The sequence below is a fragment of the Clostridium sp. YIM B02500 genome (assembly GCF_022324665.1).
GTDB classification, from domain to species: domain Bacteria; phylum Bacillota; class Clostridia; order Clostridiales; family Clostridiaceae; genus Clostridium; species Clostridium beijerinckii.
In genome coordinates this window covers 42,024-55,160 of sequence record NZ_JAKGTE010000013.1, presented here as the reverse complement: position 1 = coordinate 55,160, position 13,137 = coordinate 42,024, and the positions used below count along the sequence as shown (strand labels likewise).

The window sequence follows — 13,137 nt, the reverse complement described above, 5'->3', positions numbered from 1 at the left end:
TTAAAAGCCGAGGATTTATCTCGGCTTTTTACTATTTTTTCTTTAAATCATTTATTTCTTTCTGCATATATAATATCTCTTTAGCTAAAGATAAAATTATTTCTGCTGCCATTAATTGATCTTCAGCATGCATAAGTATTAATGAAAGCTCTTGCTTATTTCCTTTTGCTTCTTCTTGTATAAGTTGTGCATGTGACTTATGTCCTTCTCTCATAAACGCAGATGCATCTTCAAGCAACTTTTCTGCCTCTTCTACATTTCCGCTTCTTCCTTTAATTAGAGCCTGGATTCCCATACTCTTTGCCGTTCCAACATTACTAATAATATTGAAAGCTATTAACTCCATTCCTTCCATTTTAAACCACCTTATTTCATTAAATCTATAGCGAAAGTTAAAACTTTATCAGCATTCATTCTGCCATAATCCACCATACTAATAACTTCTACTGATATCTTATTTTCTACTGTCTCTTTTACACTGTCTTTCATAAATCCAATTTGAGGTCCTAATAAAATTACATCTGCACTTTGCCAACATTGAGATAAATCTGTCGAAGGTATAGCTTCTATTGTTACTTCTATACCCTTTTCTTTTGCCACTCTAATCATCTTTTGTACAAGCATTGAAGTTGACATTCCTGCATTACATACTAATAATATTTTTTTCATAACAAAACATCTCCCTTTTATCTTTATATTCTTTCTATTTATTCTTCAATCTGTTTTTTCTCTGAAACCTTTAAAAAAGGAATATATAGTAAGACTGTAAGTGCAATCATAATTATTTGAAATACTGAAGCTCTCCAATCTCCACCGGTTGCTAGAAATCCTGATAAAATTGGTGGAGTCGTCCAAGGTGTTTGAATTACTACTGGTGACATCCATCCTGCCTCAGTTACTAAGTATGCAACAGTTAAGCAAATTGGTGAAGCTATTACAAATGGAATCATTAGTGTTAAATCAAATACTATTGGTAAACCAAATATAACTGGCTCATTAATATTAAATATACCTGGTGCTGTGGAAAGTTTAGCAATATCTCTATAATCCTTTCTCTTTGAGAATAAGAATATAGCAATTAATAACGCGATAGTATTACCTGATCCACCCATTACCCCAAATGTATCCTTAAATGCCATGTTAATTATGTGAGGAATAGGTTGACCTTGAGCAAAAGCAGTCATATTTTCATTCATAGCTGTGTATAATACTGGATCCATAATTGGCGCAATTACCCCTCCTGGATGTATACCTATTGCAAATAATAAATTAGACAACAGCATTAATATTATAAATCCTGGTAAACTAGTAACTAGAGCTACCAATGGTCGTTGTATTGTTTTTAAGATCAGTGAATTTATATCTGTCCCAAAAAGTTGCTTTATTGCAAATGACACTACAGCAAAAATTAGAATAGTAATCATTATAGGTATTAAACTATTAAAAGACTTTGTAACGGCTGGTGGTACTGCCTCTCCACCTATATTAATCTTAAGTTTTTCATTTTTAGATAACCACATAAATAATTCAGTTGATAATAGCGACGTTATAATACCTACGAACATCCCTCCTGAATTAGTGGAACTGTAAGAAATAACTCCTGCAACTTTAACTGCCTCTTTAACTCCTACAGGTGTAGTTGAAATTACAAATGGTAATAAAATAACAAATATTGAAATAGCTAGAAGAGCTGGTGCTATTGGATTTTCAAATTTCCTATTTATTGCTAGATGATATGCACATGCACCCGCTAGCAATACTGCTAAGAAGTTTAAAGTACCATTATTAATAGATGTTCCAACATCTTGCCAAGTAGTTAATGTTGCTGGATTAATTATTTTAGACATAAATCCTGTCGGTTCAATAACTACATAATTAATGAAAATCATTAAGCCTGCAATAATAATGAATGGAATTAGTGATGCAAATGCATCTCTAAGTGATCTTAAGTGTATTTCTCCGCCTAACTTTTGCGATACTTTCCCGAGTTTTTCAAAAAATTTGTTCATCGATATTCCCCCTTTTTTTATTCTTCAAAACCATTATTTGTAGCTAACAGTTTATAAAACTCTCCACTTTTCTTTACTGTTCTCTTTTGAGTTTTTAAATCTAAACTAACTAAACCATACCTATTTTTATATGCATTCATCCATGACCAACAATCAATGAATGTCCATAGATGATATCCTTTTATATTACATCCCTCTTCAATTGCTTTATGAACATATTTTAAATGTCCCTTAATAAAATTAATTCTGTATTCATCATTAATTTGTCCATTTTCAAGAAAACGTTCTTCATCTGTAACGCCCATACCATTTTCAGATATAAAAGCTTCTATGTTTCCATAATTTTCTTTAACATCATTGCAAAGATCTAGTATTCCCTTCTCGTATATTTCCCATCCTCTATAATTATTAAACTTTCTTCCTGGCATTATATATGGATCAAAAAACCATTCTGGCATAAATGGAGAATTAGGATTCACAGCATTTTCTCTCGCCTTTGCTCTTCTTGGTTCATAATAATTTATTCCTAAAATTTGAGCTGTATTTTCTTTAATTATTTTTAGCTCATCATCTGTATATATAGGAATTTGGTTATATTTTTTAAGAGTATCTACTAACTTCTTAGGAAATTCGCCTTTTACACAAGGATCTAAGAAGCTCCTATTATAAAATAAGTCACAATATTCTGCTGCCTCGACATCATACTTATTTGAGCTTCTTGGATAAGTAGGACTAAGATTTAATATTACTCCAATTTTAGATTTTAGATTGTGTTTTTTAAATCTTTCAATGGCTTTTGCATGTGCGAGAATTGTATTAAAAGCTACTTGTGCCCCCCTCTTAAAATCTATTATGTTTGGATAGTGAAAATCTTGTAAGTACCCTCCAAGTACTGGTCCTAAAGGTTCATTAAATGTAAACCAATGCTCTGCTCTGTCTCCAAATAATTCAAAACACTTATCTGCATAGTTCACATATGCCTCAACGACCTCTTTACTTTCCCATCCTCCCTTTTCCTGCATTACTAACGGCATATCAAAGTGATATAAGTTAATAAAAGGCTTTACATCATTAGCTATAAATGAATTAATTACATTATTATAAAATTCAACTGCTTTTTCATTAACTTCTCCATCTCCATTTGGAAATAATCGAGCCCACGAAATAGACATTCTAAATGAATTATGTCCAAGTTCCTTCATTAATTTGATATCATCTTCATACCTATAGAAGAAATCTGAAGTGATATTTGGTCCAACTTCATCATAAAATCTGTTTTTTTCTAATTGAAACCAATGATCCCAAATAGTTTTTCCTTTATCAGTATTACCTTTGCCTTCTGATTGCTCTGCTGATGAGGCACTCCCCCACCAAAATCCTTCTGGAAATTCATAAATTTTTTTCATAAGTAACTCCCATCTTATATATATTATGTTTCTCGTCTCGAGCAGAAAACATTTTCAATTATGATTATATATGTCCTTTTCAAAATAATCAATACCTTTTTTAAAAAGATATATACCTTTTGCAAAAAGATATATAAATTCCTGTATATTTTTATTTATATCTGATATATAATATATGTGTGGAAACAATTGAGAAAGGAAGATTATATATGCCGCCTAAATACAAAGTAGTATATGAAGATATAAAGAATAAGATAAATAACTATATTTATAAAACCAATGAAAAAATTCCAGATGGAGATTCTTTAGCTGAATGCTATAATTGCAGTAAACTTACAATAGCTAAAGCATTAGATTTATTAGTTCAAGAAGGTATGCTAATAAGACGACAGGGCTCTGGTACTTATGTTAAGGAAAATCTGTCCAACAGAACTACTATAGAATTAGATAATATTTCAGGTTATTCTAAAAAATTTAGTAAAGAGCATCTGAAATCAACGGTGATAGATTTTTCTATTATCACGCCACCTAAAGAAATTGCAGAAAAACTTAACATCATTGATGAATATATATATAAAATCTTACGATTACGATCTGTAGATAATGACCCACAAATACTAGAAGAAACTTATATGCCTATTTATGTTATACCTGGACTAAAAGAACAACATTTAGAAGGCTCTATTTATGATTACATAACTAATGAACTTGGATTTAAAATTCAAAGTGCCCACATCTCTATAAAAGGTGATGAGGCTAACTCTAACGATAAACTTTATTTAAATTTGACAGAGTCTGACTTTATTATAGAACTTGAGAAAATATGTTATTTAGAAAATGGTAAGATTTTCGAATATTCGAAAACGCATCATAGATATGACGTCTTTAAATTCAATACTGTTTTAGTAAATAATATTTAAATCAATTCCTTCTTCTGTGTAGCTTATTATATAATCATCTAATTAAAATTCATGATTTGTGGACTACCAGTGACAATAAAAAAACACGACCACTTGTAAGCAGCTATTTAAGCCACATACAAATGGTCGTGGGTTTCATGGTGTAGATGAAGAATGACCCTTAAAATCCACAAAAAAAAATATTTATTAACGCGAACTCAATTCATGTTTACATATAATAATTTAATCGATATTATTCTCATTAATTTTATACAGAAGGGCTCTCCGTGAAATCTGAAGGAGCTTTGCAGCCTGTGTGCGGTTTCCACCTGTTCGTTCTATAGCTTCGGATATATGACGCTTTTCAACTTCTAGCAATACTTCTCGCAAAGGTTTGAAAGAATCATCTCCAAGAATAGTAGTACCATCCGCTTCTACATCTTCTACTTTTATGCTAAGTGGAAGATTTTCCGGCAAAATAACACGGGTGTTGCTCATAATAATAGCGTGTTCTACTGCATTTTCTAATTCCCTGATATTTCCTGGCCAAGAATAGTTACGAAAAATATCCAAAACCTCTGGAGCGAAAAACATACCATTCCGTCCTACTTCTACAGAAAAACGTTTTAAAAAGTAATCAGCTAGTAAAACAATATCTTCTCCCCTTTCGCAAAGTGGAGGTAAACAGATTGAAACAACATTAAGTCGATAATATAGATCCTTCCGAAAAGACTTTTCAGATATCTCTTTATTCAGATCACGGTTTGTTGCTGCAATAATACGTACATTTGTATGAAATGTTTTTGTACCACCAACACGTTCAAACTCTTTTTCTTGCAACACCCTGAGAAGTTTTACCTGAAGATTTGGACTCATCTCCGCAATCTCATCTAAAAAAAGTGTCCCACCTTCAGCCAGTTCAAATTTCCCTGGTTTTTGAAAAAATGCACTTGTAAATGCTCCCTTCTCATGTCCAAATATCTCACTCTCTAATAAACCTTCTGGAATCGAACCACAATTCACTTGAATGAATGGCTTTTCTCTCCTGTCACTCGCATAGTGAATAGCCTTAGCAACCATTCCTTTACCTGTCCCACTTTCTCCTGTTAGCAATACCGTAGCTTTTGAATTCGCTACTCGTCCAATTATTTTATATACTTCTTGGATTTTAGAGCTTTCCCCAACAATTTTACCTGGGGTCATTGCTGTCATTCCCATTTCTTGCACTTCCTGCGTAAGGTATACAACTTCTTTAGTCAATTGTTGCATGCGAATAGCTCTACTTACAATAATTTTAACTTCATCAAGGTTAAAAGGCTTTAATATATAGTCATAAGCACCGTGTTTCATAGCATTAACTGCAGTTTCCGAACTTCCAAATGCAGTCATAAGAATAATTGGCAAGTTAGGCTTAATTTTATGAATTTCATAAAATGCCTGCAACCCATCCACCTCTGGCATACGGATATCAAGGATAGCGACATCATAGTGATTTTCCTGCGCCATACAAAGTGCCTCTTTTCCATTTTTAACAGTATCTACTTCATATCCAACCTTATTTAATGCTGTTTGAAGTACCATTCTCAAGCTTATCTCATCATCAGCTACTAAAACACGAACACTTTCTGTCATATTGTAATCAGCCTTTCTTTTTATAAACATATTATTAATCTACTTTAGTTATACAACATTTTACAGTATATATCAATATTCAACCAAATTCCATATTTAAATCTAATGTTTGAAATATGGAATTTAGTTGAATATAATAATAAATATTAAAGTGAAATTTATAATAATAAAACAATAAACTTTTCACAAAAAACTTTTCATTTTTAAAAGAAATGTATCTATAATTTAAATTTACTTATAGCTTCATGCAAGTCTTCAGATAGTTTTAGTAAATTCTGGCTTGATCCAGCAATTTCATACATTGATGCAGATTGTTCTTCCGTTGTTGCAGTTACTGTCTGTGTTTTCTCTGCAGTGTCACCACCAATTTTTTCTATCTTATGAATTGAAGTAACAATCTTATTACTGTTTGATGATATTTGTTCTACCGTCTCAGATACACTTCTTACTTGGGCTGCTACACACTCAACTGCCTGTGATATTTGACTAAATGCCTTACCTGTTGAATTTACAACATCAGTTCCATTTTTTACTTCTTGAGTTCCTTCTTTCATTACAATTATAACATCGTCAGTTTCTCTTTGAATATCTCCAATAAGTTTTGCTATCCGCATTGATGCTACACTAGACTCCTCAGAAAGTTTTCGTACTTCTTCTGCCACTACGGCAAATCCTTTTCCTGCTTCTCCTGCGCATGCTGCTTCTATTGCTGCATTTAGTGCCAAAAGATTTGTTTGTTTAGCTATAGTAGATATTGTATCTACTATCTGTCCTATTTCCTTTGAGCTTTCACCTAATATTTCAACTACATTTGCTGAGCTGTTAACAGCTTTTTCAATCTTAGCCATCTGGACAATTACTTCGCTAACAGCTTTACTTCCTAATTGTGCAGCATTTGCAGTTTCTCCTACTGTTTCTATCATGCTGTCTGTGTTCTCTGCCATATTCTTTATTTTTTTATCCATCTCTTTAATTTCAGAGGAAGTTTCATTTACAACTTCCACTTGTTTATTAGCTCCTTCTGATATATTCATAATAGTTGTTGCTATATGATTTGATGCATCCGAAGTTTGCTCAGAACTTTCAGTTAACAGCCTTGAGGCAGTTGCTACATTATCAGATGATATTGAAACTTGTTCAATTAATCCTCTCAAATTTATTATCATATTTTCAAAAGTTTTAGCGAGTCTGCCAAATTCATTTTTTGAATTAACTCTCACCTTTGCAACACTAAGATCACCATCTGAGATACATAATGACATATCTTCTATAGTCTTTAATGGTTTTAGAATTTTATTTAACATAAATAGAAATAAAATTATTACTATTACTAAAGTGATTATTAAAGTTAAAGCTGATTTATAAATTTGTTGTGTAAGTGGTCCAGTAAATTCACTTTTAGACACTATCAGACTAACTGTCCAATTAATTCCCGAAACAGGCTTATATGATATATATTGCTTATTAAAGCCATAATATTCAACATTAGTTTCACCTTTGAACATATTTTCATATATTTCTTTTAGTTTTGGTTCAATTTTCTCATCTTTTAATGGATTATATTTAAGAATTAAATCTTTATTAGGATTTGCAATTACTGTTCCATCTGTTAAATTAAGTGAAGCATAACCATTTTGTTTTACTTTTATAGAAGATATGTATTGTACTAATTCATCAAGTTTTACATTACCACCCCAGATAGCTTTAATAGTACCATTAACCTTTATCGGAACAGCAACAACTACAGCCATTTTTCCATCTGCCTTACCAAGTAAAGGATCTGATATCACTGTTTTTCCTGTAGCTAGTAATTCTTTATAATAAGGTCTTTCGCTTATGCTCCCTGTTGTACCTGTAGCCGAATACCAATCTCCATTAGCATCTGAAAGCCAAAATGCACTATATAGAGGAAGACGACTTGTTTCAGAAGACATATAATCTATTATATCCTGCCTACTCCCATTCACAAAAACTGGGCAACTTGCAATACTTTCCATCTCCGACTTTCTAATATCAAGCCACAATCCAATTTCTTTAGCTGTTGATTGAGTGGTAGAAGTCATGCTTGTCTTCACTTCTGTTTCAACCATCTGTTTTGTTTCTATATAACTTGTAACCTCCAGTACGGTCATAGATAAACAAATAATAATTATACTAACAACCGTGAGTAAAGTCTTAATACTTTTCATAAAATCATCCCATCTTTTTATAATTAATATAACGTAATAAATTACTTTTCTTAATGCATAAATACTTCAGACATTTTTTGTATTTCAAATGATACTTTTAAAATTTTATATTACAGTTGAAATCCCTATACCAAAAAGCGACATTAAAGAGTGAGATTATTTTTTGTGAACTCAATGATGAAATTCTATTTATTTTGAGCTACTTTACCATCAATGCAATATTAATAGCATTAGCTTGTCATACTATTAATATTAACGTGCTCTGTTATGCAACATAATTTTATCTATTTTTAAGATTACAAGTCTTAAATTGTATTTAATATATTTTTCTATATTTAAATTTACACTATACTTCCTTAATTCCACTTTCATAAGGCAAGTATATTGTAAATGTACTTCCAATACCAACTATACTTTCAGCTCGAATGTATCCTTGGTGAATTTCTATGATTTTGTTACTAACAGCAAGTCCTAGTCCCGTACCTGTATCCTTTGTAGTAAAAAAAGGATCAAAAATCCTAGGTAAACTTTCCTGATCAATCCCTTTTCCATTGTCTTCTATGATAATCTCAATCCCTTTAATCACCCTTTGTGTTGTAACTGTAATTTTTCCGTTTTCTTGAGGCATAGATTGTGTCGCATTTAGTAATAGGTTAACTAAAACTTGTTTAATAAGCTGAGCATCAACTGAAATAGCTTCAATTGATTGATCAAAATGTGTTTCTAAAACAACAATCTCCTTTTTTATACTCGGTAAAAGTAAAAAAAGAGAATTTTCCACAAGTTCGTTGATATTAATTGATGTCACATAGTGTTTTGAAGGTTTAGCAAAATACAAGAGATCTTCAATAACGCCGTTAAGACGATCAACCTCTTTCAATACAACGTTTCCAAAAATCCGTGTCGAATTATCCTTTGGCAATTCATCCACCAAAATTTGCACACTCCCTGAAATAGCTGATAGAGGATTACGTATTTCATGAGCTACACCGGCAGCAAGTTCTCCAACTGCGGCAAGACGATCTAATCTCCTTACATAATCCTCAAAAGCCTTATGCTCTGATAAATCTTTGAAAACTAAAACTACACCCAATACATTATTATTATTACATAGCATAGATGTGCTGACACTAATGGGAATAATTGTACCGTCCGAACGAGTAAATTCTACTTCATATCCAATAATTTTTTTACCGAAACGTAAAGTTTCTAGCACTATGTCAAGAACTTTAGCATTCCCGGAGAATAGATCTTTATAGTTAATTCCAATCACATCTTTATTTAATCCCATAATAGACCAAGCAGCAGCGTTTATCTCTGTTATCTTTTCATCATTATCAATTGTAATAATTCCATCTACCATACTCTCCATAATAATTTCTGTATGTGAACGTGTATTCATTAGACTTTGAGCCATTCCATTAATGGCAGAAGCAATCTTTCCAAATTCACCATTAATTTCTGGCAATCGTTGACTTAAATCATTGCCCAAACTAGATAGTCCTTGAATAATACCATTAACGGAATTAGAAACTCTATTTGCTAAAGTCATACTTATACTTAACCCAACAACTAAAGCAATAGCTAACCCTTCGTACATCACAATTTCCATCTCATTTATTTGACGCTCTATACTTTCAGTCATTTCATTAGCCCATACGTATCCGATTACATTATTATTTCGAATGATCGGAACCATGGCATTTAGAATGTTCCCTCTAACCATCTTACCACTTGCAGTCAAAGGTATCCCCTTTTCCATTACTTCCCGGCCCAAATGTTCTTGACTTATTGATTGTCCAACCGTGGTGTCATATTCAGAACCTGGTCCATATGTAATAATACAATCGAGATCTTTAGAATAATACCCAGCTCCTACTCCGGGATTTCCCGAAACAATTTTTTCCGTAACTCCTGATAGTCTTTGATTAAGTAGTCGTACCTTTTCGTCATGCGAAGCACTCTTAGCTTCTATAGATAATAAGGATTCAAAATCACCTTCCATACTAGCATCCAAAGTTCTTGCTATTCCATAGAGCTTGCTTTCCTTCTCTGAATTCATAGCTTTTTCCGCACTATAAATTAGTATATAGCCACTTCCAATAAGCGGTACTACCACCGCAAGTGCAAGAATAATTATAAGCTTATAACGCATACTAAGAAGCCTCATCAGGATACCCCCATAAATATTAATATTTTACATATATCTCATTTATAATTATGATATGTCTATATTTTCGTGTCAAGCAAGGGCAAATCCTTGCGGCATAATAATTAGATTACCCCACTAAGTAAGCATTTGTGTTGAGATCTACTTAGCGGGGTATTCATGAACAAGGTATATTCTTGGAATTGCAATTAAGAACTTATTAAATCAACTATTTAAACATATTTTCATCCATAAGCTTTAATTCAGGAGATATTATTGGCTTAAAATCCATATTATCTAGAATATCCTTTTCTAAATTTATTCCTGGAGCTATTTCTTCTAAAAGTAACCCCTCTTTAGTTAACTTAAATACGGCTCTTTCTGTAACATAAAGGACAGTTTGTCCAATGCTTGATGCATATTCACCACTAAAAGTAATTTGCTCGACAGCATCAACAAATTTCTTAGCCTTACCTTCATTTTCTATTATTAATTTACCTTCTCCAATTTTTACTTTTAAACCACCAGCTGTAAATGTGCCACAATATATTAACTTCTTAGCATTTTGAGTTATATTAATAAACCCACCACAACCTGCAATCTTAGGTCCAAACTTACTAACATTTATATTACCAGATTTGTCACATTGTGCTAATCCCAAGAAAGCTACATCAAGACCGCCTCCATCATAAAAATCAAATTGACTGGATTGGTCCAGTATGCAAACCGGATTTGTTGAATCTCCAAAACTTAGTCCACCTGCTGGTACGCCACCTACTCCACCTGGTTCTACAGTTAAAGTCATTTGATCTGCAATACCTTCTTCATTAGCAACTATAGCTATTCCTTCTGGTATGCCAATACCTAAATTAGTAACAGCATTTGGTACTAGTTCCTTAGCACATCTTCTTGCTATTACCTTCCTTTCATTAAGTGGTAATGGTTCTATTGAATCCACTGGTACCTTAGTATCTCCACAATATGCTGGATTAAAGTTTTCACTAAAAGTTTGCATTTGGTTTTCTGTTGATGCAACAACTATAGCATCAACATATATTCCTGGGATTTTAACTTTTCTTGGATCAAGTGAACCTTTAGTTACAACCTTTTCAACTTGTAGTATTACTATTCCCCCTGAATTTTTAGCAGCTTGAGCCATTGCTGTTGCATCAAGTGTTAAAGCCTCTTTTTCCATTGTTGCATTTCCGTCTTCATCTGCATAAGTAGCCCTTAAAAGTACAACATCTATCGGAAACGCTTTATATAGCAAATATTCCTTCTCTTCAATATTAACTACTTTTACAATATCCTCTTTTGTAATTTCATTAAGTTTACCACCTTCAATTCTAGGATCTATAAATGTTTTCAATCCAACATGAGTAATTGTTCCCGGCTTTCCAGCTGCAATGTCTCTATACAAATGTGATATAACTCCTTGAGGTAAATTATATGCTTCTACTTTATTTTCTAAAGCTAGTTTTTGAAGCTTTGGTGTCAATGCCCAATGTCCCCCTATTATTCTGTGAACTAACCCCTCATAACCAAGATGATTTAATCCTCTATCTTTACCATCACCTTGACCAGCTGCAAAAACTAATGTTAAATTGTTAGGAACATGCCTTTTTAAATATTGTTTTTCTATTTCTAATGTAATTTGTTCTGGATGGGCACATCCAACAAATCCACCTACTGCAACAGTAGCTCCATTTTTTATTAAATCAACTGATTGTTCTATAGAGATTACCTTTGACTTCATAATTAATCCCTCCCACTTTATCTTACTTTATTTATTCAACAGCCTTAATTTCTTCAGGTTACTTTTTAGCATCTCTATCTAAGAAATATAAAAGTACTTCCGCACGCTCTTTTTCTTTACTTTCTATAAATTCTGGTGACCAATTATAGAATCCTTGTTTACTCTTCTTTCCACAATTCCCTGATTCAACCATACCTTGCAATAACTTAGATAGCTCAGTATAACTGCACAAATCTTTAAATAAGTATGAAGAAATATTATTGAATATATCTAAACCTCCTAAATCTGCACTACATAATGGTCCAGTAACAGGAAGCCTTCTTCCATGACCATACTCAATGGCTTTATCTACTTCCTCAGGCTTTGCCCAGCCTTTTTCTACTATATATAAAGCTTCTCTAAGCAATGCTAATTGTAGGCGATTTCCTATAAACCCCAAACATTCCTTTTCCATACGAACAGATTTTTTTCCTATAAAATCAACCCATTTCATAACTTTTACTATTGTATCCTCTGATGTTTTTTCTCCTGGAACTACTTCAACTAAAGGAATTAATTGTGGTGGATTCCAAAAATGCGCAACTGCTATTCTCTCTGGATTTTTTGTATATTTAGCTATATCTGTTGGACTTAATCCTGACGTATTAGTTGCTAAAATTACACTTGGTGGACAAAGCTCATCTAATTGCTTAAATATTTCTTGTTTAAGCTCTAAATCTTCTGCCAACGATTCTATTATAAGGTCAACATTTTTAGTAGCTTCTTCAATACTTTTAACTCCTTTTATTTTATTTAGGATTTCTTTATACCCACTATCTTCTAATTTTCCTTCAGCTTTCAAAAGATTTAAACTAGCCTTTATACTATTAAAGCCTCGTTCTAAACTTGCATCTGACCTACCATACATAACTACATTTAACCCAGCCTTGGCAGAAAATAATGCTATACCATGTCCCATAGTTCCGGTACCTAATACTGCTATATTCTTTATATCCATTTTTATCATCCTTTCTCTCCATATATTTAATTTTCCATATAATAATGTTAATATAATCAAACTTTAACCTTGCAGATTTCAGACTATAGTCTGATACTAT

10 protein-coding genes are annotated in these 13,137 nt (G+C 32.4%); 1 reads left to right on the top strand and 9 read right to left on the bottom strand.

Translation table 11 applies throughout. The features are described from left to right. Nucleotides 1-31: 31 nt before the first annotated feature. From L1S46_RS12645 to L1S46_RS12630, 4 genes are read right to left on the bottom strand one after another with little or no spacing between them, the layout of a single operon-like run. Entirely contained in the window at nucleotides 32-355 is a 324-nt protein-coding gene (locus L1S46_RS12645; RefSeq protein WP_238900167.1) for a PTS lactose/cellobiose transporter subunit IIA, read from the bottom strand. 11 nt (nucleotides 356-366) lie between these two features. After that, nucleotides 367-669 (bottom strand): PTS sugar transporter subunit IIB, encoded by a 303-nt coding sequence (locus L1S46_RS12640; protein ID WP_041898798.1) that lies wholly within the window; start codon nucleotides 667-669, stop codon nucleotides 367-369. Nucleotides 670-707: 38 nt separating this feature from the next. Continuing rightward, nucleotides 708-2,009 (bottom strand): PTS transporter subunit EIIC, encoded by a 1,302-nt coding sequence (locus L1S46_RS12635; protein ID WP_238900166.1) that lies wholly within the window; start codon nucleotides 2,007-2,009, stop codon nucleotides 708-710. 17 nt (nucleotides 2,010-2,026) lie between these two features. Further along, on the bottom strand, nucleotides 2,027-3,415 hold the full coding sequence (locus L1S46_RS12630) for a glycoside hydrolase family 1 protein (protein ID WP_078117230.1): 1,389 nt from the start codon (nucleotides 3,413-3,415) through the stop codon (nucleotides 2,027-2,029). A gap of 179 nt (nucleotides 3,416-3,594) precedes the next feature. Here L1S46_RS12630 and L1S46_RS12625 point away from each other — a divergent pair, with 179 nt between their 5' ends. Then, nucleotides 3,595-4,335, top strand: coding sequence for a GntR family transcriptional regulator (locus L1S46_RS12625; protein WP_238900165.1), 741 nt, complete (start codon nucleotides 3,595-3,597; stop codon nucleotides 4,333-4,335). A gap of 222 nt (nucleotides 4,336-4,557) precedes the next feature. Here the strand turns inward: L1S46_RS12625 and L1S46_RS12620 are convergent, their stop codons facing one another. The 5 genes from L1S46_RS12620 to L1S46_RS12600 form a co-directional block, all read right to left on the bottom strand. After that, entirely contained in the window at nucleotides 4,558-5,976 is a 1,419-nt protein-coding gene (locus L1S46_RS12620; RefSeq protein ID WP_238900164.1) for a sigma-54 dependent transcriptional regulator, read from the bottom strand. Between the two features lie 188 nt (nucleotides 5,977-6,164). After that, on the bottom strand, nucleotides 6,165-8,135 hold the full coding sequence (locus L1S46_RS12615; protein WP_238900163.1) for a methyl-accepting chemotaxis protein: 1,971 nt from the start codon (nucleotides 8,133-8,135) through the stop codon (nucleotides 6,165-6,167). 346 nt (nucleotides 8,136-8,481) lie between these two features. After that, complete coding sequence (gene atoS / locus L1S46_RS12610) at nucleotides 8,482-10,305, bottom strand: two-component system sensor histidine kinase AtoS (RefSeq protein WP_238859718.1); 1,824 nt, start codon at nucleotides 10,303-10,305, stop codon at nucleotides 8,482-8,484. 208 nt (nucleotides 10,306-10,513) lie between these two features. Continuing rightward, nucleotides 10,514-12,040 carry an acyl CoA:acetate/3-ketoacid CoA transferase gene (locus L1S46_RS12605; RefSeq protein WP_238900162.1) on the bottom strand — a complete coding sequence of 509 codons (1,527 nt, stop codon included), beginning with the start codon at nucleotides 12,038-12,040 and terminating at the stop codon, nucleotides 10,514-10,516. Between the two features lie 58 nt (nucleotides 12,041-12,098). Then, the gene (locus tag L1S46_RS12600; RefSeq protein WP_238860105.1) at nucleotides 12,099-13,037 is read right to left on the bottom strand and encodes a 3-hydroxyacyl-CoA dehydrogenase family protein; all 939 of its coding nucleotides are present in this window, start codon (nucleotides 13,035-13,037) and stop codon (nucleotides 12,099-12,101) included. Nucleotides 13,038-13,137: the final 100 nt, after the last annotated feature.

Coding starts and splice junctions, on each gene's coding strand:
- L1S46_RS12645 (WP_238900167.1), bottom strand. CDS start 355: ATGGAAGGAATGGAGTTAATAGCTTTCAATATTATTAGTAATGTTGGA.
- L1S46_RS12640 (WP_041898798.1), bottom strand. CDS start 669: ATGAAAAAAATATTATTAGTATGTAATGCAGGAATGTCAACTTCAATG.
- L1S46_RS12635 (WP_238900166.1), bottom strand. CDS start 2,009: ATGAACAAATTTTTTGAAAAACTCGGGAAAGTATCGCAAAAGTTAGGC.
- L1S46_RS12630 (WP_078117230.1), bottom strand. CDS start 3,415: ATGAAAAAAATTTATGAATTTCCAGAAGGATTTTGGTGGGGGAGTGCC.
- L1S46_RS12620 (WP_238900164.1), bottom strand. CDS start 5,976: ATGTTTATAAAAAGAAAGGCTGATTACAATATGACAGAAAGTGTTCGT.
- L1S46_RS12615 (WP_238900163.1), bottom strand. CDS start 8,135: ATGAAAAGTATTAAGACTTTACTCACGGTTGTTAGTATAATTATTATT.
- atoS (WP_238859718.1), bottom strand. CDS start 10,305: ATGAGGCTTCTTAGTATGCGTTATAAGCTTATAATTATTCTTGCACTT.
- L1S46_RS12605 (WP_238900162.1), bottom strand. CDS start 12,040: ATGAAGTCAAAGGTAATCTCTATAGAACAATCAGTTGATTTAATAAAA.
- L1S46_RS12600 (WP_238860105.1), bottom strand. CDS start 13,037: ATGGATATAAAGAATATAGCAGTATTAGGTACCGGAACTATGGGACAT.